25 protein-coding genes are annotated in these 18564 nt (G+C 70.0%); 24 read left to right on the forward strand and 1 reads right to left on the reverse strand.

Annotation, left to right across the window (positions count from 1 at the left end):
- The first annotated feature begins 106 nt into the window (after positions 1 to 106).
- The 24 genes from ACIQAK_RS28925 (at position 107) to ACIQAK_RS29040 (ending at position 17940) form a co-directional block, all read left to right on the forward strand.
- Positions 107 to 580, forward strand: a complete 474-nt coding sequence (locus ACIQAK_RS28925) for a hypothetical protein (RefSeq protein WP_366392057.1) — start codon at positions 107 to 109, stop codon at positions 578 to 580.
- Positions 581 to 1720: 1140 nt separating this feature from the next.
- Complete coding sequence (locus ACIQAK_RS28930; protein ID WP_366392052.1) at positions 1721 to 2146, forward strand: hypothetical protein; 426 nt, start codon at positions 1721 to 1723, stop codon at positions 2144 to 2146.
- Positions 2143 to 2979, forward strand: coding sequence for a relaxase/mobilization nuclease (locus ACIQAK_RS28935; RefSeq protein WP_366392051.1), 837 nt, complete (start codon positions 2143 to 2145; stop codon positions 2977 to 2979). The genes ACIQAK_RS28930 and ACIQAK_RS28935 overlap by 4 nt, the downstream gene beginning before the upstream one ends.
- Positions 2980 to 3101: 122 nt before the next feature.
- On the forward strand, positions 3102 to 3686 hold the full coding sequence (locus tag ACIQAK_RS28940; protein WP_366392050.1) for a hypothetical protein: 585 nt from the start codon (positions 3102 to 3104) through the stop codon (positions 3684 to 3686).
- Between the two features lie 23 nt (positions 3687 to 3709).
- Complete coding sequence (locus ACIQAK_RS28945) at positions 3710 to 4471, forward strand: hypothetical protein (protein ID WP_366392049.1); 762 nt, start codon at positions 3710 to 3712, stop codon at positions 4469 to 4471.
- Between the two features lie 72 nt (positions 4472 to 4543).
- On the forward strand, positions 4544 to 4915 hold the full coding sequence (locus tag ACIQAK_RS28950; RefSeq protein ID WP_366392048.1) for a hypothetical protein: 372 nt from the start codon (positions 4544 to 4546) through the stop codon (positions 4913 to 4915).
- Between the two features lie 13 nt (positions 4916 to 4928).
- On the forward strand, positions 4929 to 5336 hold the full coding sequence (locus ACIQAK_RS28955) for a hypothetical protein (protein ID WP_366392047.1): 408 nt from the start codon (positions 4929 to 4931) through the stop codon (positions 5334 to 5336).
- 271 nt (positions 5337 to 5607) lie between these two features.
- A complete protein-coding gene (locus ACIQAK_RS28960; protein ID WP_366392046.1) occupies positions 5608 to 5991 on the forward strand; it encodes a hypothetical protein in 384 nt (127 codons plus the stop codon).
- Complete coding sequence (locus ACIQAK_RS28965) at positions 5988 to 6791, forward strand: DUF317 domain-containing protein (RefSeq protein WP_366392045.1); 804 nt, start codon at positions 5988 to 5990, stop codon at positions 6789 to 6791. The genes ACIQAK_RS28960 and ACIQAK_RS28965 overlap by 4 nt, the downstream gene beginning before the upstream one ends.
- Positions 6792 to 6816: 25 nt before the next feature.
- The gene (locus tag ACIQAK_RS28970) at positions 6817 to 7173 is read left to right on the forward strand and encodes a hypothetical protein (RefSeq protein ID WP_366392044.1); all 357 of its coding nucleotides are present in this window, start codon (positions 6817 to 6819) and stop codon (positions 7171 to 7173) included.
- Positions 7164 to 7982 (forward strand): DUF317 domain-containing protein, encoded by an 819-nt coding sequence (locus tag ACIQAK_RS28975; RefSeq protein WP_366392043.1) that lies wholly within the window; start codon positions 7164 to 7166, stop codon positions 7980 to 7982. The genes ACIQAK_RS28970 and ACIQAK_RS28975 overlap by 10 nt, the downstream gene beginning before the upstream one ends.
- A gap of 284 nt (positions 7983 to 8266) precedes the next feature.
- Entirely contained in the window at positions 8267 to 8566 is a 300-nt protein-coding gene (locus ACIQAK_RS28980; RefSeq protein WP_366392042.1) for a hypothetical protein, read from the forward strand.
- 2 nt (positions 8567 to 8568) lie between these two features.
- Entirely contained in the window at positions 8569 to 9345 is a 777-nt protein-coding gene (locus ACIQAK_RS28985) for a DUF317 domain-containing protein (protein WP_366392041.1), read from the forward strand.
- A gap of 37 nt (positions 9346 to 9382) precedes the next feature.
- Positions 9383 to 11173: a TraM recognition domain-containing protein gene (locus tag ACIQAK_RS28990; RefSeq protein ID WP_366392040.1), complete on the forward strand. Its 1791-nt coding sequence runs from the start codon at positions 9383 to 9385 to the stop codon at positions 11171 to 11173.
- Positions 11170 to 11745, forward strand: a complete 576-nt coding sequence (locus tag ACIQAK_RS28995; protein ID WP_366392039.1) for an XF1762 family protein — start codon at positions 11170 to 11172, stop codon at positions 11743 to 11745. Before ACIQAK_RS28990 ends, ACIQAK_RS28995 begins: the two co-directional genes overlap by 4 nt.
- Positions 11717 to 12256, forward strand: coding sequence for a hypothetical protein (locus tag ACIQAK_RS29000; RefSeq protein WP_366392038.1), 540 nt, complete (start codon positions 11717 to 11719; stop codon positions 12254 to 12256). Before ACIQAK_RS28995 ends, ACIQAK_RS29000 begins: the two co-directional genes overlap by 29 nt.
- Positions 12257 to 12377: 121 nt before the next feature.
- A complete protein-coding gene (locus tag ACIQAK_RS29005; RefSeq protein ID WP_366392037.1) occupies positions 12378 to 13097 on the forward strand; it encodes an HAD family hydrolase in 720 nt (239 codons plus the stop codon).
- 292 nt (positions 13098 to 13389) lie between these two features.
- The gene (locus tag ACIQAK_RS29010; protein WP_366392036.1) at positions 13390 to 14094 is read left to right on the forward strand and encodes an HAD family hydrolase; all 705 of its coding nucleotides are present in this window, start codon (positions 13390 to 13392) and stop codon (positions 14092 to 14094) included.
- A 17-nt stretch (positions 14095 to 14111) separates the two neighbouring features.
- Positions 14112 to 14303, forward strand: coding sequence for a hypothetical protein (locus tag ACIQAK_RS29015; RefSeq protein ID WP_366392035.1), 192 nt, complete (start codon positions 14112 to 14114; stop codon positions 14301 to 14303).
- Complete coding sequence (locus ACIQAK_RS29020) at positions 14300 to 15055, forward strand: DUF317 domain-containing protein (RefSeq protein ID WP_366392034.1); 756 nt, start codon at positions 14300 to 14302, stop codon at positions 15053 to 15055. The genes ACIQAK_RS29015 and ACIQAK_RS29020 overlap by 4 nt, the downstream gene beginning before the upstream one ends.
- Before the next feature lie 138 nt (positions 15056 to 15193).
- Positions 15194 to 15682: a hypothetical protein gene (locus ACIQAK_RS29025; RefSeq protein WP_366392033.1), complete on the forward strand. Its 489-nt coding sequence runs from the start codon at positions 15194 to 15196 to the stop codon at positions 15680 to 15682.
- Entirely contained in the window at positions 15679 to 16434 is a 756-nt protein-coding gene (locus ACIQAK_RS29030) for a hypothetical protein (protein ID WP_366392032.1), read from the forward strand. Before ACIQAK_RS29025 ends, ACIQAK_RS29030 begins: the two co-directional genes overlap by 4 nt.
- Before the next feature lie 28 nt (positions 16435 to 16462).
- Positions 16463 to 16969 (forward strand): hypothetical protein, encoded by a 507-nt coding sequence (locus ACIQAK_RS29035; protein WP_366392031.1) that lies wholly within the window; start codon positions 16463 to 16465, stop codon positions 16967 to 16969.
- Between the two features lie 266 nt (positions 16970 to 17235).
- On the forward strand, positions 17236 to 17940 hold the full coding sequence (locus tag ACIQAK_RS29040; RefSeq protein ID WP_366392030.1) for a hypothetical protein: 705 nt from the start codon (positions 17236 to 17238) through the stop codon (positions 17938 to 17940).
- A 6-nt stretch (positions 17941 to 17946) separates the two neighbouring features.
- Here ACIQAK_RS29040 and ACIQAK_RS29045 read toward each other — a convergent pair whose 3' ends face one another.
- Positions 17947 to 18510: a hypothetical protein gene (locus ACIQAK_RS29045; protein WP_366392029.1), complete on the reverse strand. Its 564-nt coding sequence runs from the start codon at positions 18508 to 18510 to the stop codon at positions 17947 to 17949.
- Positions 18511 to 18564 lie beyond the last annotated feature (54 nt).

Below are 18564 nucleotides of genomic sequence, written 5' to 3' on the forward strand. Positions count from 1 at the left end.
GTTGAGACGTCAGACATCTCGATCAACAGCTCGGGGGCCCTGTTCGTTGCGGTCGCAGCCCGTCACCCGATCGGTGGCCATCTCGAAGAAGCTCACTCAATGGACCGTGGAGCACACCTGCTTCCACCAGGTCATTCACGACCTTTCCGGCCGCCCGGCCGACCAGCGGGCTGGCTTCGCCCGCTGGCTCGCGGGCCGGGATTGCACCGACTGCTGGACGGCAGCGCGCGACGCCGACACCGGCTCGAAGGAGAAGTGGCTCGCGGCCAAACGAGCCTCCGAGCAGGAGGAGGCCGCAGCATGGGCGAAGCAGTTCGACATGCCGCCGCTGGAAGGCCCGCAGAAGGCCCTGGACTGGGGCGAGCGCTCCCGCCACCAACTGATGACCGCGGCGCACAACGCGCTCGTCATGGAGGGGAGCTGGGGAGAGGCCGACTGGGCGGAGCTGGAGGAAAAGGCCCGAAAGGTGGGTCGAGCCGGTTGGTGGATCGACCAGAGGGACGCCGAAGGTTCTGATCTGGTGGAACTCCTCGACGCCGCCACCGAGCAGGACCAGGGGACAGAAAATCCGTTCCGCTGACCCCTACTCGGAATGTTTTGCCGTCACCCACCGGGGTGTCCGCTCCCTCGCCGCCCGGCTGTGCTTCTCCCCGAGCCGATGACCGTACGCGCCCCCACGTTGCGCGCGTGCCTCGTACCTACCTCCTGCCGAGCTTCGCCAGCCCCTGGACCCGCAACATTGCGCGCCTCAAAACAATGTTGCGAACGCCCATAGATGGAGACAGTTCGAGAATCCCGTCGCAGCAACATGGATTAACAATGCACGGACAGGTCTGCACGCAATACCGGAGAGGTAATGTCGGGTACGGCGAATACTAATTCGCCAGGCATCAAGGATTCCGAACCCCAAATACCAATGGTAGAGTCTTAAGAGCCATCCACATTGAGGACGGAACCCGCCCGCGCCTGGAAGCTTAGACGGGCCCCGCCCGAGTGGGACGTGGATGCAGAGGCAGGGGTCCACATACGCGGGCCCCTGCCTTCACACCCTGGTCAGAGCAGCCACGACTTGATCGCGTACGCGACCCGCACGACGACCAGAACAAGCTGGCCCACGAGGGCCACAGCCCTCAACCGGTGCCGCAGGCGCGCCCACCGTCGACGCATCGACTGCCGTGGCGGTTGTTGACCAGGTTCCTGCACGTCCATCACCCCCTTCCCTCGCTGGAAAGGCGGACAGGACAAGCTCACAGTATCACCCGGGAATGCGCCGACTTACCCTCAACACGGGTACTCAAATGTACCCGCGAGGGAGGTTGCTTAACTCTATGATTCAGGGTCTAGCTTTCCGCAGGAAAAGAATTACCACCTTCCGGCCGGTTTTCGCAGGTCACGAACTGTGGTCCCCGCCAAGGCGGGGGCGTTCGCCTGTCGTCGCGTCAGCTGCCCGCGAAGGGTGCTCCTCACGGGGCGCGGATGGCGATCTACAGGCGTGCCCATCCTTCGCCAGGCTGATGGGTGGGCGAAGAAGTGCGGGCGATCTGAGGCTTTTTTCACGGCCGGGCGTCTACAACGGGTTCTGCATTCATGGCAGTTCGTCCAGCTGGCAGGCCACGAGGCGGTCGGAGCGACGGAAATATAACCGGCAGTCGCCGGTTAGCCAAACCGGCGTTCCTCCGGACTATTGATGCTCCCACCCCGCCACCTGCGGAAGGACCTCATGTCCCAGCTCCCACGCGCTTCGGCGTTCGCACCGACGCCTGATCCGCTCACCCCCGACCGGGACGTCACACACCGACATTTCCGGGCCGGTGACACCGTCGTCGTCCTCAAGGGCGTGGCCAGCGGTGAACTGTGGGGCGACTCGATGCGCGTCGTCGCCCCGTCCTGGCACACCCCGACCGACGAGGACGGGTGGCGGTTGCGGGATGCGACCGGCGGAGCCCAGTCCTACGTCACCGCCCACCCCCGCTACCTCGTGCACCTCTCCCGTCGCTGCCCGGACTGCCTGATCCACCTACGCGCCATGGAGGATGCGCTCCTGGCACGGTTCGCCGGCCGGGAGGAGCTGATCGACTGCGGCTGGTACACCACCACCGCCCTTGGCCAGCTCGTACACATCGCCGACATCCGGGGCGGGCGATGATCCCTCGCATTCATCACCGGACCCACCGGCCGCACGACCCGCTCGAAGCGGCCCTGGGCCGGCCGGTGTCGCCGGACGAAGGGCTGACGGAGTACACGGTCGTCGCCCACTGGCCGGGCCTGGACGAATGCACCCAGGACGATGAGGACAGGACCTGGACGTCCGTCGAGTGGGCCGAGCACCTCGACGATCCCCGCCTGAACCACCCGTTCCCCGCAACTCCGCCCGACGGGCGGGAGTTCTCCCACATCGAGCTGCGCCTCGCCCCGCACGACCGGGAGTTGGCCCTGCAGGAATGGGCCGAGGTTGCTCACCGATTCGCCCGGGCCGCCGGAATCGAGATTCCCGGCAAGGAACAGGGCGCCCGGTGGATCGCAGTCCAAGCCCAGCCCGGGCGCCTCGACCTCATCGCCAACCTGATCCACATCGACGGCACGTGGCACGCACCACCCGGGAACGTGGCACGACGTCTGGTGGCCGAGGCTCGCCGTATCGAGCAGGACCTCAACCTCACCCCGACGCGTGCCACGCCTGCGCCTCGTCCCGCCGCTCGTACGGCGCCGACGGCATCCGCGCAGCTCGCGGCCGTTCTCACGCAACTCGCCGACGAACACACCGGCCCCTTGGCCACAGTCCGTGGACTCATCGAGCACACCGCCCACCGGACCGCCCATCAGCCCGGTGCCGCCGGCACCGCCCACAGCCTGCTGCTGCTCGCCCGCCGCGTTTACGCCGTCCAGGATGACCTGCACCGCGACGCAGCCGGGCTGGCCCAGTCTCCGGTCGCCGTCGAACCACCCACCGCCCGGCGCTCCACCCACCGATCACCGTAGGAGAACCGCCCCTGCTCCGCATCAACCGCTTCGTCCAGATCCGCCGCGACCCGGACTCCGAAGAACTCCTTGCCCGAGAGGGCGACGCCCCGGCCCACAGCATCCTCCAACGCGCAGGCTTCGTGCCCGTCGTACGCGCCCACGACAGCTACCACCGTGCTCCCAAGGGGCTGACCGCCAAGGACGAGGACCGTCTCGCCACCGCCGCTGTCGCCCGTCTCCGGGCCCAGGGCTACCACGTGTCCTGCGATGACGACTTCGACACCGACGACCGCCCGGCAAGCTACCCGCCGTCCAGCGCCGAGGTCGCCCACGTCACCAACCGCGTTGAGGAGGCCACCACCACGGACGAAGCGGCCGCCGCCCTGACCGAGCTGACCGCTCCCCACGACGGCATCCTCACCGCGATCGAGGAAGTCCTCACTGCCACCGCCGACTTCTACGACGGGCTCGGCGAGCCATCCGACCCGCAGATCGCCCAGCGGCTCCGCTACCTCGCCGACGAGGTCCTCCGCACCATCCGTACCGACCTCTCCGACACCCGCAATCAGCTCGCCGACCGGCACGCCCCGCACCCCGGCCGCAGCACCTGCGCGCAGGAGGTCCCGGCCCACGAACGCGAACGCTCCGCCGTGTGTGCCTGCCCGCCCCCGCCGCACCCGCTCCCGGCCCCGCCGCCCCCGGTGGCCGTCGCCCTGCGCCGCTGACTCCTATCCCGCCCAAGGACAACATGTACGACCACCACGAAAGCTCCGACCGCCTCGCCTCGTACGCCGACGTCCTCGCCGGCGAACTCCGCGGCAGCTGGACCAGCTCCCACATACCGGCGGACGCCAAGGACGACCTCGCCGAAATCGCCGACCGGATCTGGGACCTGGACCTGGTCGCCGGCTCCCTCGCCGCCCACCCGCTCCAGGAAGCGGCCCTCCTTTCCCGCCCGGACGGCGCCCAGCTCGTCCTCCTGGACCGGCACGACGAACGCGACGGGTTCCTCATCGCCGCCATCGCCCCACGCGCACTGCCCGACGAGGCGTACCGCTCCGTCCCCGAGCCCAACGGCATCGCCCTGGTCGACGACCCGTTCCTGAGCGCAGAGCACGTGGCCGGCGACCTCCTCGCCCGCTACGACAGCGCGCTCGCGCAGGTGCGCAGCAACGTACTAGGCGGCCTGCAGCCCTCCCAGACGGACCGTGTCGTCCTGACCTGGCAGCCGGACGGCAGCGTCGCCACCGCCCCCGTCGACCACCGCGCCGGTGAGATCCTCCTCGCCCACGGCTTCGTCCAGGACCCGCAGGACGGCATCTACCGTCTCAACGGCGACGACACCCAGGCCCAGGCCCGCGCCCTGCGCGAGATCGGCCCCCGACTGGAAGCGATCGGCATCGGAACCGGCCTGCAGCACCCCACCGGCCGGACCGCCCCCACCACCACCCCGGCTTTTACCCCGCCGGTCCCGGCGGGCAACCGCACACCATCGGTCCGCGGGCGATGAAGCAGCACGAACCCCACTGCGCACGCCCTGCTGGCCGCCGGCCACAGTGTGCACCTCGACCCTGCCCTCAACATGCTGGCCACCCCGGATGGCGACCGAGATGCCGCCCTGCGCTACCTCGGCAATCTCGCCGAGCGGGTCGCCGCCGCCGAGACCGGCAGCCAGGTGGCGGAGGTACTGACCGAGGTCGCCGCCCCGGCCAACGGCCTGTTGCCCCTCACCAGAGAAGTCGTCGTCCGCGCAGCGTTGGCTGCCAGAGCACTAGAAGGCACCCCTCCCGGCGACGAACCCGATCACATCGACCGCCTCCTGGAAATCACCCACTCCATGAGCCGGGCTGCACAAGCCATCCTCCACGCCCGCAATCACGTTGCCCGCGCTCCGCAGAAGGCCCCCACACCGCCGCCGAGCACACCCCGGCCCCGGGCCTCCCGCCGCCCTTGAACCGGAGAAGCGCATGACCAACCTGGCCGACGAATGCGGCACGGACGCCGAGATCTACAAGAGGCCCTTTCCGCCCACGGTCCACGTCGACACCCGTACCGGTGCCCCTGCCGCCCTCTACGACCTGCTTGACCAGCTCGGTCTGGAACGGCACACCGTCCAGGAGTGCGACCAGACCCTCACCTTCCACACCGCGCCCCTGCAGCTGGACTTCGACGAGCAGAAGCGCGTGGCGACCCGTGCCATCCCTGGCCTTCTCCTGGCCGGATACAAAATCAACTGCACGCCCACCGTCTTCGACGAACCCACCTACGACCAGGCCGTGCACGACATCCGCGTCCGTAAGGCGAACCCTGCGGCACAGCTGCCAGCACCAGCCAGCGCACCCTCACGGTCCGCTCCTGCCCGCCGTACCCCATAGGCCCCAGGCGGCCCCGGCTGCACCCCGGGGCCGCCCACCCCGCCCCGACCCCGGAGTAACCCGTAGCACCCCGCACACCCCCACCGATCAACAGCCGGCTCAAACCACGCCTGGCCACCGCCCTGTTCCGCCGATACCTGCGCGCCTGCATCCCCACCGGGCCCGACAGCGGCTCTCCGCTGGCCGGTGCCCGGCCGGAGGCCGTCCTCGCCGAGTCGCAGCGCGTCGGGCAGCGCGACCGCCCCTGACCGTCCCACCGACACGGAGGAGCATGTCCCACCCCGCCCCCTACCCGATAGGGCTGGCCGACGAGATCACCCGGCAGCTCCATCTGCTCGCCGAGCACGTCGCCGTACTGCCGCCTGACCAAGCGACGCAGGTCATCGCACACATCCTCAACCCGGATGACGGGCTGCTCGACAGCGTCACCGGACTCGTCTCCGTGAGCAGCACGTTCGCCAAGGTCCAAGCCGAAGGCGGGGTGCTTCCAGCCGAAGTGTGGCTCGCGCTGGGCCGGGCCGCCAACGATCTTGACGCCGTCGGCGGAGACCTGGACGAGCACCGCGCCACCCTTCTACGTTTCGGCGCTCAAGCTGGTACCGGCGCGGCAAAACCTCCGGCCCCCGCGCCGCTCGTCGTACGGCGGCGCCGATGAAGAAGAAGCAGCGGCACGGCTGGGGAACCGGTGACCAGGCCGAGCAGCACTATCTGGTCCAGCCCCGAACCCTGGCCGGAGGCGGGGATATCCGGCACGTCTCGGAGTTCCTGCGCGCCTCGGGCTGGCGGGACAAATCCAAGACGGGCGGCCCTCTGCACATGGAGAGCCCGGACCGCACGCTCCGTGTGGCCTACGACCCCTACGTCCTGCCCGGTGGATGGACCGTCCACGGCCGGGCGAATGGGCCGAACGGCGAGTGGGCGGCGCAACTGGGCCAGCAGACCCCGGTGGAGATCGTCGCCGGTCTGACCGACGCCCTCACCCGACCCCGCACCGCCCACGCTCCCGACGTCTGGGCGCCGCTGGCGGAGCAGCAGTGGGACATGCGCTTCGAGGGAGACAACTACGTGGCGAGAAGCCCCGACGGTGCCACGTGGATGCAGTACCACCAGAGCACCGACGGCTCGGCGATGTGGTGGACCGGCGCGAAGGACAAGCAGGGCAACGGCTGGACGGCGCACTTCACGTCCAACACCCCGATGCACCTGGTCCAAGCGTTCTCAACCCAACTCGCAAGCCCAGAATCCGCCATGCGCCCGCGGGGACATTTCCCTCTCAGCGCCCAGATCCGTACCTGGTCGGTTTCCGTCAAGCCCTCCGAGCTCAGCGCATGGCAGCAGGCCCGGATCACGGCAGCCCGTGCCTCCACGTGGGCCCGCAACAGCGCCCGTGGCTCCCGGCCGCGCACCACCACTCCCCTCTACACCCCCGTCGGCGGCGCCCGCACCCACCGATGAAGTACCGCCCGCTCCAAGGAGATTGATGCCCGCACTTACCCCGGAAACCATCCGCACCCTCACCGAAACGCTGGCAGATCTCACCGACTACCTGCGCGAGACCCCCGATCTCGACGAGGCCCTCGCGCTCGTCGAGCCCCTCCTCGACGAGTACACGGGCCTGCCCGTCCAGTTCGCCGACGCCCTGCGCGCCTTGGCCCGTGCCCTGCAGGAGCACCCGGACGCCCCGCGCACCGTGCAGGTCGACCTGCTGCTCACCGAGTTGCGTACGGCCGCGTGGGAGCAGGCCGACCAGCACACCCTCCACTACGTCTTGGACGACCTCCGCGATCTGTACGGCAGCTCCGTGACACGCGAGCCGGGGTGCTGCTGGTGTCGCTGAACGACCGGCAGCTCGCCGCGTTCGCCGACAAACACGCCTGGCAGATTCCGTTCGACACCGGACCGCGCCATCTCGCGGGTCCGGGAGATGCCCGCCACGTCACCCACGGCCTGGCCGCCGCCGGATGGAGCACCGTCTCCGACCCCCTGAGCGCCGAGATCGTCCTGCGCAGCCCCGACCTCCGTCTCAGCCTGCAGTTCGACCCGCAGTCCGCCACCGGAGCGTGGTGGCGGCTGCGGTCCGAGCCCTTCGCAGACGGTCCCGCGTGGTACGCCGAGTTCGGCGAACTCGTGCCCGCCGAGGTCCTCGCCGCCTTCACCGACGCCCTCAACGGCGCACCGTCGCAACCGGCCGACCCGTGGGCCCCAGTGACCTCGGCGGGTTGGCACCGGGACTCAGAGAGCACAGCTCGCTCACCGGACTCCATGTGCCGCATCGAGCTACGGCAATTCAGCGAATCTCGGGAGCTGCCGTCCTGGCACATCGAGACCAGCGAGCCCCGCGGCGAGTTCTCCGGCCCGCGCATCTGGCACGCCTACCTCGACGAACTCACCCCACCCCACCTGGTCGCTCCCTTCCTCACCGCGCTGGCCGACCCCAGTCCGCTCCAGCGCGGCATGTACGAACGCACCGGCCATCACAGCGCCGTACAGAAGCCGAGCCCACTGCTCCCTCAACAGGTGGTCGACGCCCACACCAACCGCATCAACGCTCTCCGCACGCAGGCACGCTCCGCCCGCCGACCGCGGACGAAACCCACGACAACCCCGGCGAACACGAACTCAGCCCGTCCGGCAAACCGCCGCTGAACCGACAGGACCCGTCCATCCCCTCCGACCACCACGCACACCGCGCCGCCCTCCGCCACCTCGACCGCTACCTGAGCGACAGCAACAAGATCCTCACCGCCTGGGACGCCTACTCCGCGGAGCACACCGACCTCGACGGCCGGCCCCATGACGACCGCGCCTACGGCCTGCAGGCGAGCCGGCGTGACGCCGCCACCGCCGCGGCGTTCGAGCCGGTCCGACCCGGCGCCCGTCACCTGCTGGCCACCGCCGAGACCCAGCTGATCCGCCTGCCGAAGAACACGGTGCAAGGCCGGTGGATCTACCAGCTGGGCGTTCTGCGCGACGCCCTCGACCGGCTGGACGAACTGCACGACGAGTGGCAAGCAACCCGCGACACACTGCCGATCACCACCCAACCCGGCACACCGGACTACGACGACGGACTCGCCGAGCATCACGCCGAGTCGTGGAGCTATCTCGACGACTGGTCCACCTACGGCGAGACGATCCGAGAGATCAACACAGCCGCCCGAAGCATTCGTTCGCCGCTGGCACCAACGCCTTCCCCGGTCCCTGCCCGGCACGCTGCGGCACGGAAGTAGACATGGCCCCGTCTCCCCAGACCGTCGCGGTCGACTTCATCACCCCGCGCCACCTCGCGGGTGGCGGGGATCCCGCTTGGATCACCGTTCCACTCCACCGAGCCTGTGGCTGGACCTACGACAATGACCCGCTGATGCCCCGAGTGGTTCTCACCAGCCCGGACAAGTCAGCCGTCCTACGCCTGGAACCCAACACGGACGGGCAGTGGTGGGTCCTCCACCACATCGGCGGCACGGGCCTATCGGACTGGTACGCCAGTTTCGGCGCCCGCACTCCGGTCGAACTGATTGCCGGGTTCGTCGACGCACTCACCGACCCAACTCCCGCAGCGTCAACGTCCGACCCCTTCGAGCCGCTGCGCCACTACGGCTGGGAGTCCACTCAGACCGCCCCCGGACTCGCCGCTCCCGATGGTACGGCGTTCGTACAGCGTCCGGGCGACGAGCACAGCCCAGGCCCGTGGTTCATCACCGCCACCCTCGGACACGACCGGCCGGTATGGCAGGCCCGCTTCGGGGAGAACACTCCACCGCACCTCGTCACCGCGGTCACCACTGCGCTCGCAGACCCGCAGCCCGTGTGGCGCACCAACAGTCCCCTGGGCCTGCCGACGCTGGACCCGAAGATCATCAGCCGCCACACCATCGCCGCACCCAAGGCGCTCGTCCCCGCGGCCTTGGTCGATCGCGTAACCACGCTCGCCGACTGGCCTCATCCCCCGAAGGGGGAGCCGAACCCGCCGGAGCCACCAGCACCAGGCGCGTCCCGCCGCCGCTGATCCGACCGTCCCCGAACAGAAGCGCGAAAGCCCTTTCTTGCCTCCCACCTCCACCAACTCGACCGACGGATACGACCTCGTCCTCCGCCTACTCCTCGGCGTTCTCGCCGTGGTGGTGCCGCTGTCCCACCTTGCCTGGCTGGCCGGCAACACCGCCGCCTACCTCAGCAACACCCCGACGGCTCCGTACCAACCGACGGCAGCCCTTCTCCACCCCGAGCAGCTGTGGCCCGAAGCTGGAGAAACGATCCTGCTGGTCAGCACACGCATCGTGCCCATTGCTCTGATCCTGGCGCTCGGCGTGCTACTGGCCGTGCTGTGGGCCCGGTACAAGAACCGCTCCGGCGGCCGGAAGAAGAAGATCACCGATATGGCCACGGCCCGGGACATCGAGCCGCTCATGGCCAAGGCGATCACCGACAAGTCCCGCTCCCTGCGCCCCAGCCTGAAAGACGTCAAGCACATCGACGCGAAGGACACCGGCATCCTCCTCGGCAACCTCGCCGGTACCCGCCACGAGGTGCGGATGGGATTCGAGGACGTGTGCGTCGCCATCATGGCGCCACGGTCTGGGAAGACAACGTCGCTCGCCATCCCCTCGATGCTCAACGCGCCCGGTCCCGTACTGCTGACCTCGAACAAGGCGGCTGGCGATGCTTACACCACCGCGTACGAGGCGCGGGCCGGTATGGGGGCTGTGTGGACCATGGATCCGCAGCAGATCGCCCATGCCAGTCGGAACATGTGGTGGAACCCCCTCGCCACCGCGAAGTCTCTCGACGGGGCGAATCGGCTGGCGTCGCACTTCCTGGCCGCGTCGGTCGATGCTTCCCAGCAGGGCGACTTCTGGAGCAAGGCCGGATCCAACATCCTGTCCCAGTTGCTGTTGGCCGCCGCGCTCGACGAGCGGCCGATCACCGACCTCATGCAGTGGCTCGCCTTCCCCGCCGACCGCACGCCTCTCGACATCCTCCGCGACGGAGACTTCGCCGCCGTCGCCGCCCAGCTCAAGGGCACCGTCGAAGGTCCTCCGGAGACCCGGGACGGGATCTACGAGACCGCCAGACAGTACGCCGCCGCGCTCCTCAATTCCGAGATCGCCGCCTGGGTGACACCGCAGAAGGGCGTCGCCGAGTTCCGGCCCGCCGACTTCGTCACCTCCACCGACACCGTCTTCCTCCTCAGCAAGGACGGCGGCGGCGGCGCCTCGGCGCTGATCGCCGCGTGCGCCGACTCCGTGATGCGCGCCGCGACCGCTCAGGCCGAGCGGGCCGGCGGGCGCCTGGACCCGCCCATGCTCGCGGTCCTGGACGAGGCCGCGAACGTGTGCAAGATCAGTGACTTGCCGGACCTGTACTCCCACCTCGGCAGCCGCGGGATCATCCCGATGACCATCCTCCAGAGCTACCGGCAGGGCCAGAAGGTCTGGGGGGATACGGGCATGGACGCCATGTGGTCCGCGTCCACGGTGAAGGTGGTCGGGTCCGGAATCGACGATCCCGACTTCGCCGACAAGCTGTCCCGTCTGATCGGCGACCACGACGTCGAGACCACCTCGACCTCGCACTCGGACTCCGGCAAGAGCACGTCGGTGTCGATGCGGCAGGAACGGATCCTGCCCGCCGACGCGATCCGCGCCCTGCCCAAGGGCTCGGCCTTGTGTTTCGCGACCGGAATGCGGGTGGCGATGCTGGACCTGCGCCCGTGGTACGCCGAGCCCGGGGCCAAGGAGTTGTCCGAGGCGTCCGCCCGCGCGTCGGCGGGCATCACCGACCGAGCCGTGGCCAAGCACACGCCCCGACAGTCGGACTTCGGGACGGCCGCGTGAGCGACGACGCCCGGCTCCACCTCGTACCGGTCCGCTCGCGGGAGGCGCGTGAGTTCGTGCGCGCCTGGCACCGTCACCACCCGCCGCCCGCCGGGCAGATCTTCTCCGTCGGGGCCGCTGACCACGAGGGCATGTTGCGCGCCGTGGCCATCGTCGGCCGACCGGTGGCCCGTCACCTCGACAACGGCACCACCCTCGAAGTCACCCGCACCGCCAGCGACGGCGCACGCAACACCAACTCCCTTTTGTACGGTGCGTCATGGTGGGCGGCGAAGGCCCTCGGGTATCGGCGGTTGATCACCTACACCCAGGAGGGCGAGAGCGGCGCCTCCCTGCGCGGCGCTGGCTGGCGGGTGATCGCCAGCCGGCCGCCCCGAGCCGGATGGCACACAGCCTCACGGCCCCGAGCCGGCCACGGAAACGACCGCATTGCCCGCCTTCTGTGGGAAGCCACCCGATCCAGCCCGTACGCGGCAACGATTCCTCCACCTTCACCTCGCCCTGTCCTGCCCACTTCCAGGAGCTCCCCTGCACGCCGTCGACTTGACTCAACACACCCGTCTTCTCGGTGAGGTGGCCCCCGCCCTGGAAGAGCTGTCCGCGGAGGCGGCTCGGATCCGGGCGGGCGAGATCGCCAAGCCCTTCCGAGAGATCGTGCCTCTCAGCCTGCGGGTGCACGAGCTGGCGATGCGGTGCACCCAGCAGGCCCACGACCTCTCGATCAGCCAGTACCCCGCGATGAGGGACGGTGCCGAGAACGTGGCGCTCCTCGCCGGGGCCTGCGCCCAGATCTCGCTCGCCGCCACCCTGTGCAACTTCGCCGTCCATCACCGTATCGAGATCCTGGCCTACGTGGACGCCGACGCGACCCCTGCCACCAGCCGCGATCAACTACGTCGCGCAGGTGACGAGTTGCAGACAGCTGCCAAGTGCTACCGCGCTGTGGCGCAGCGGCTCTCCCGCCGCCTCGCCTCCTTTCCGGCGCAGGCTGAGGACCGGCAGCTTGTCGCCGAGGCCCGCGAACGCGGCCTTCAGCAGGTCACTTCGACTCCGTCGGCTGCCGCGGTCCGGCGCCACGTATGACAACACCTTCTGAGGACCTCCTGGTCACGGTCAACGTACTCGCCGATTCGCCGCCGGAGCGCGACCTCCTAGTAGCTCGGACGGATCCGGCCCCTCCATCAACTCTTCGGGAGACGCGCTGATGCTCATGAGCCCTGCCCAGCCCGTCCACCCCGTGCACATCGTCTGGGACTGGAACGGCACTCTTCTGGACGACCTCTCCGTCATGGTCGACGCCGTGAGCGCCTGCCAGGAGGCCATCGGCGAACCGCCCGTTGATGCGGCCACCTACCGGCAGCGGCACTGCCTGCCCGGCCGCGCCTTCCACGACCGCCTCTGCGGACGCCCCGTGACCGACGCCGAATGGCCCACCATCACGCGCACGTTCGCCGAGCACATGGCGGCCCGGAACCCGCCCCTCCGGGCTGGGGCTGCCCGGCTCCTGGAGTCGGTCGCTCGCCGGAAGCACACCCAGTCCCTGCTGTCCCTCACCGACGATCCGCAGTTGCGCCGGGAGGTGGAGCAGACCGGGCTGGCCCGCGTCTTCGAGCGGATCGACGGACGGCGCGAACCGGGTACCGCGAAATCTGTCGCGCTTGAGCAGCATCTCCGCGCGCTGGGCGAGCGTGATCGTCGCAGGGTCGTGCTGATCGGCGACACCCGGGACGACGCCCGGGCCGCCGGGGCGTGCGGCATCCGAGCGGTGCTCCACTCCGGCGGCTTCGAGCCCGCCGAGCACCTGCGGACGGCCGGTGCGCCCGTCGTCCACAGCCTCGACGCGGCAGTTCGTCTCGCCATCGAACGGTCCCCCCGTCCGCCTCGGCCAGGTCTCAAAGACGACAAGGTGGACCAGCGCCGTTGACAGGCGGCGCGGCATCGGCACCGTCCTCGCTCGGGAATCCCGACGTCTCCTCGTCCGTACGGAGTACCTGCTTTGGTACCGGGCCGGGCGGGTCCACCTCACCCGGCCGGCTGACGCGCCCTGACCCCCGCCCTGAGCGGGCCGTGCCCCCGACCGCTGACCACCCTGGGCCCAGTGAGCCGACCGGCAGCGACCGCCACGCGCACTCCGTCCCGCCGGCCCCGTACCCCGTCGCCCCTCACTCCAGGAAAGCGCCCTCTTATTCATACCCTCCGCCTCGCCCGTCCTCCCCGTGCACATCGTCTGGGACTGGAACGGAACCCTGCTGGACGACCTCGACCACATGGTCGACGCGGTGAACCGTTGCCGTGAAGCCATCGGCGAACCCCATGTCGACGCCGCAACCTACCGGCAGGAGCACTGCCTCCCCATCCGTCGCTTCCACGACCGCCTCTGCGGACGACCAATCACCAACAGCGAATGGGCCACCGTCCAGCGGACCTTCGCCGAACAGATGGCAGCCCGGCTGCCACCCCCCATGCGGACAGGCGCGGCGGCCCTACTGTTCAGGATTGCCGAGCGGGGGCACACCCAGTCGCTGCTGTCGCTCACCGCGGATGCTCAGCTTCGCCGCGAGGTGGACCGGACCCATCTCGACATCTTCTTCCGGCGCATCGACGGCAGGCACGAGCCCTCCACCCCGAAGTCCGAAGCCCTGCAACTCCACTTGGCCGCCCTGGGGGAACCAGACCGGCGCCGGGTCGTACTGATCGGTGACACCACCGACGACGCTGAAGCGGTCCGGGCGTGCGGCGTACGCGCTGTCCTGCACACCGGGGGTTTCGAGCCCCTGGAGAAGCTGCGTACCGCGGGGGTGCCCGTCGTCGACGGCTTGAACGCAGCGGCCCAGCTCGCCGTGGAACAACCCACCCGTACATCCGAGCAGCCCACCATCCCGGACATCGTGCGGGGCCGCGATACGCGCCGCCACCGCTGACAGGAACGGCCCTCAACGTGAACCAGCCAGACATCTGCGCACACGTCGCCTACCTTCGGCGCCTCGGCGTCGACTTCGCCGGTCTCCGCTCCACCCTGTCCACGCTCTCCGCCAGGGCTCAGGGCCTGGCCACCCGGTCGGCCGCAGAGGTCACTGGTCTCGATGGCAGCCACTACATCCGGGTGCCGGGGAACCGGTCCGGCCGGTGACGCGGTTCGCGCCGGACGAGCTGGTCCTCGTCTCCCCACGTCATCTGGCAGGTACCGGAATCGACAAGATCCGCGACGCCCTCGCTCCTCTGATCCGCCTATTCGGCTGGACCTCCGAGAAGCAGCTGCCCCAGGTCTCCCTCGCAAGCCCCGGTGGCGAGCTGTTCCTCGACTTCACGCCAGACCGGCAGGACGATCGCTGGTGGTCAATCGCGCACCACGAGCCGTTCTGGCGCGTGGAGTTCACCCGGCAAGTGCCCGTAGAAGCCATCGCAGCGGTCACCCAGGCCCTGCCCCAGATCCTGGGCGACAACCGGCACGCCAGCCGCATTCCCTTCGCCGACGAATACCCCGCCCTCATCGCAAAGCGCTGCGGCTGGGCGGTACGCGGGACCACATGCGGTGTCACGTGGACATCCCCCGACGGGCACTGCACCGTCGAGCACACCACGGATCCCGATCACCCCTGGCGGTTCACGCACTCGGTCCACGACGGCTTCGACACCCACTGGACCGGCACCTTCACCGTGGACACACCCGACCGGGTAGTCGCCCAGTTCCTGACTCATCTGGCCGATGAACGCCCCGTCCAGCGGCACTTCGGCGACGTGCCCCCTCTCGCCCTCGGCGCCGCCGTGATCACCCCCACCCGCAGCAGCGGGCTCGGGGCCGAAACCCTGCACACGGCCGAGCAGCTCGGGCAGCTCCTCGCCCCGACCAGTCGGGCACCCGGCGCTCATCGGGCACGCTGACTTACCGACAGATCACGGATACCCAACCAGCGCCCCCGCGGCACTCGCGCGAGAAGGGCCCGACTCCCCGTTGCAAGCTCCCTGAACCACACACCTGGAGACCAACTGCACACCTACGAACCCACCGACCTCGACGACATGTCCCCGCGCAAGGCCCTGGACGCCGTGACCGCGGACATACGCGGCAACCACATCACCGCGGACGGCACCGGCCTGTTCAACACGACGCGGTACATCGGACTGCTGTGTCATCTGGCCGCGAGCATGGCCGCCGACACCGAGTACCAGCTCGCCCCCAACAGCGCCGACCTGCCGTCGGCCGAGAATCTCGCCGCAAGCGCCGGCCACCTCGGAAGGGCCATCGCCCACTACGCCCAGGCCCTCGCCCCCCTCCTCATCCTCACCACCACAGCGCAGGACACGCGCCAGCAGAAGCTCGACCCACTGGACCATCACCATCGCCTGCGGGGCCACCTCGATGACGCCGACCGCGCCCTCGCCGCCGCCCGCACCGTGCTCGCCGAGCGCACCTCCTCCTACGCCGCCCCGCGCCCCAGCCGTCCGGCGCCATGCATGACGACACCGCCCGCGCCTGCGCATGACGTACAGCTCCGGGCCCGCCGATGACCATCCCGCCGAACGCGCTCTTCGATGTGCCCGCGCCCCCGCCTCCACCCCCGCCTCCCGTCGCAAGGTTGCTGACCCTCGCCGGTGAGTACACCCGGCACAACGACTCCCTCGACATTCTCGATAGTTCAGCGCCGGAGCTGGGCGACTTCGCCCAGTCCGCGGAGCGGCTGGCGTCGGAAACCACCGCCGCGATCACGGCCGTTGCGGGTATGGGACTCTTCGATCACGCCGACTTGACCGCCGCGCTGGTCCGGCTCAAGCAAGTCGCCTACCTCACCGATGCCGCCTCACGCCACGAACTGGTCGCCTCCCGCGTGCTGACCGCCTTCGCTCCTGAAGCCGTCGTCGGCAGCGCCGCCCGGATCGCCGCCCACATGCGCCGCAGACGCTCCGGCCATGCCCCCGAGCCCGACGACCGTCTCGACGCCGTACGGCAGACGGCCCTCCACGAGATCGCGCTCGGACACGTCGTGACCACCAGCTCCCAGGGCCGCGACTACGTCCACAGTGCCGGGGCCCGCGTCCTGATCGGCACACTGCGGACACTGGAGAAGAACGGGCTCGCTGAGCGCGTCCCGGAGTCCGCGCCCCCCGCCTACGTGGGCGGAGGGCGCCAAGACCGCGTACGCCTCAGCACCCCCGGGGCAATCGCCTTGGCCACCGTCATCGGCAGTCCCCCGGCGACCAGAGATCCCGGCCCGACACCCGCGCCCGCCGCTGCCACGAAGACGGCCCCACGAAGCCGCTGACCGATCCTCCCGAAGCCCCACCACCCCCATGCCACCGCCTCCGCTGACCGAACCAGCCGACCAACTGCACCACCTCGCAGTGGAGTTCGAGACCCTGCACGCCCGCGTCCGAGACGTCTCCTACACCCCCGGCAGCGACGCGTTGCGACAGATCACCCCGCTTCTGCTCATCTCCCACGACCTGACAGCCACCGCCCTCGTGCGCCTCCGCGCGCTCGACAACAGCCCCGGCACCACCATCATCGGCAGCCGCTCCGGTCGGGAGCTGATGGTCTCGGTCGCTTCCTTCTCCGCCCGCGTCGGCACCGACCTCGCCCACGCCCTGCTCGCCAACCCCGCTGAAGGCGCACCGCACCCCGTCAGCCCGCCGGACGAGCCCTCGGTACGGACCGCCGTCCTCGCCGAGGCCATCGCCAAGATGACCGGCCACCTCGCGGACGCCGTACACCATCTCGACCTCAGCGCCACCGGCTGCCACAGCGTCGCCGCCGCCGTACGAGACGCCACAGCCACCGGACAGCCGACCCCGAGCTGACCACAATCCCCGCAATTCGGGGGCCGCGCCGGTGACGCATCTCGCGCCCCGGGACCGTGTCCCGGTTTCCCCGCGGTACACGGCCGAAGCCGGAGACCACATCGCCCAGGTGATCGGCAAGCTCATCCACCTGACCGGAGACCGCCCTGCCCAAGAACTCCCTCTCGCTCCAGCCGGCCGAAGAACTTCTGTCCCTCGCAGCCGACTTCACCCGCTTCACCGACTCCCACCTGCGGAGCAATCTCCGCGGGAAGCCCCTCCACGACATGCTGGTCACCCAGGAGGAAGCCGCCCAGGACCTCGCCCGTACCGCGCTCGGCATCGTCACGACGCTCAACGACCAGCGGATGTACGAAAGCCCGGACATCCGCGCCGTGTATGCCCGGGTCCGCCAGCTCGCCCATCTCGCCGACGACGCGGTCAACCATTTCATCGCCGCCGAGGACATCCTCCTGGCCGCTCGGGCAGGACTGCCCGTGGAGACCGGCGACGGCTTCATGACGGTCCCGACCGAGCAGCAGGCCGGCCGCGAGGCCCTGCGGTACTTCGACCTCGTCGGCGAACGCCTGTCCCTGGGCGCCGTCGACGCGGTGGCCGCCGCCGAACTGTACGTCACCGACCGCTGCTTCCGCGGACACGTGCCCGACCACCGGCCGCCCGCACTCTCCCCCGCCCAGAGCACCACACTGCGCGCGATAGCCCACGGTGAGGTGACCATCAGCCGCGGCCGGCCCTGGCCGAGCCGCGACGACCTCCGCGTCTCCATCAGCACCGTCCGCGCCCTGGAGGGCGGCGGCCTGGTGACCCGCACATCGTGTCCCCGCCTGCTCCAGGACGAGCGCCTCGTGCTGACCTCCGCCGGGCGCCGCGGCCTGGCCGCCACCTTCGCACGGCCACGGCCCACAGCGCTCACCACTGGCCGCCCACCCCGTCGCCCGGTCGCGAGCACGGTGCGCTCGAAGGCCCGATGAACCTCCTCACCAGCCCCCTTGGGAGTCGCCACGATCTCCGACCCTCCGACCGTGCACGATCTCGCCCGTGCCCTCGCCGATCAGCTCCGCCCCGGCGCCGCTCCCCGTGACGTGCCCATCAGCTTCGGCGTCCGCCGGCTGGCGGCGGCCCAGTACGACTACCGCTCCCGCGGTGGGCCCGTGACCGCCTACGCCCAGGCGCTGCACGCCGCCCTCTACGGCCTCCCCACCGATACCGGCCCCCTGCCCACAGCTCTGGACGCGCTCCTGCAGGCCACCCACACCGCGACCGCCCCGGAGCAGCAGACCGCAGTCCTGCGGCAGGTCGCCGAGCAGCTGCGCAACGCCGCCGAGATTCTCCAGCGCTACCAGTACCAGGCCCAGTGGGACCGGTTCCCCGACGATGTCGCCGAGCAGCTCGCGCAGGCCCAGGGCCGGGCCCAGCAGATCGCCGAGGCCCTCGATCGCGTGGCTCCCGCCTTCAGCGACCAGCCGACCAAGGGCTCCGCACCCGACCTGCGAGCCGCTCGTGGCCGGAGCGCCGCCGCACCTGCGCCCTCCCGCCGTCACAGGCGAACCGGCCCTCCGCTTCCCGCGCTGCGTGGCCCGTCCGATGACCGCCTC

The organism is Streptomyces sp. NPDC088706 (assembly GCF_044752765.1).
Taxonomy (GTDB): domain Bacteria; phylum Actinomycetota; class Actinomycetes; order Streptomycetales; family Streptomycetaceae; genus Streptomyces.

Coding starts and splice junctions, on each gene's coding strand:
- ACIQAK_RS28930 (WP_366392052.1), top strand. CDS start 1,721: ATGTCCCAGCTCCCACGCGCTTCGGCGTTCGCACCGACGCCTGATCCG.
- ACIQAK_RS28935 (WP_366392051.1), top strand. CDS start 2,143: ATGATCCCTCGCATTCATCACCGGACCCACCGGCCGCACGACCCGCTC.
- ACIQAK_RS28945 (WP_366392049.1), top strand. CDS start 3,710: ATGTACGACCACCACGAAAGCTCCGACCGCCTCGCCTCGTACGCCGAC.
- ACIQAK_RS28950 (WP_366392048.1), top strand. CDS start 4,544: ATGCTGGCCACCCCGGATGGCGACCGAGATGCCGCCCTGCGCTACCTC.
- ACIQAK_RS28955 (WP_366392047.1), top strand. CDS start 4,929: ATGACCAACCTGGCCGACGAATGCGGCACGGACGCCGAGATCTACAAG.
- ACIQAK_RS28960 (WP_366392046.1), top strand. CDS start 5,608: ATGTCCCACCCCGCCCCCTACCCGATAGGGCTGGCCGACGAGATCACC.
- ACIQAK_RS28965 (WP_366392045.1), top strand. CDS start 5,988: ATGAAGAAGAAGCAGCGGCACGGCTGGGGAACCGGTGACCAGGCCGAG.
- ACIQAK_RS28970 (WP_366392044.1), top strand. CDS start 6,817: ATGCCCGCACTTACCCCGGAAACCATCCGCACCCTCACCGAAACGCTG.
- ACIQAK_RS28985 (WP_366392041.1), top strand. CDS start 8,569: ATGGCCCCGTCTCCCCAGACCGTCGCGGTCGACTTCATCACCCCGCGC.
- ACIQAK_RS29005 (WP_366392037.1), top strand. CDS start 12,378: ATGCTCATGAGCCCTGCCCAGCCCGTCCACCCCGTGCACATCGTCTGG.
- ACIQAK_RS29025 (WP_366392033.1), top strand. CDS start 15,194: ATGTCCCCGCGCAAGGCCCTGGACGCCGTGACCGCGGACATACGCGGC.
- ACIQAK_RS29030 (WP_366392032.1), top strand. CDS start 15,679: ATGACCATCCCGCCGAACGCGCTCTTCGATGTGCCCGCGCCCCCGCCT.
- ACIQAK_RS29035 (WP_366392031.1), top strand. CDS start 16,463: ATGCCACCGCCTCCGCTGACCGAACCAGCCGACCAACTGCACCACCTC.
- ACIQAK_RS29040 (WP_366392030.1), top strand. CDS start 17,236: ATGCTGGTCACCCAGGAGGAAGCCGCCCAGGACCTCGCCCGTACCGCG.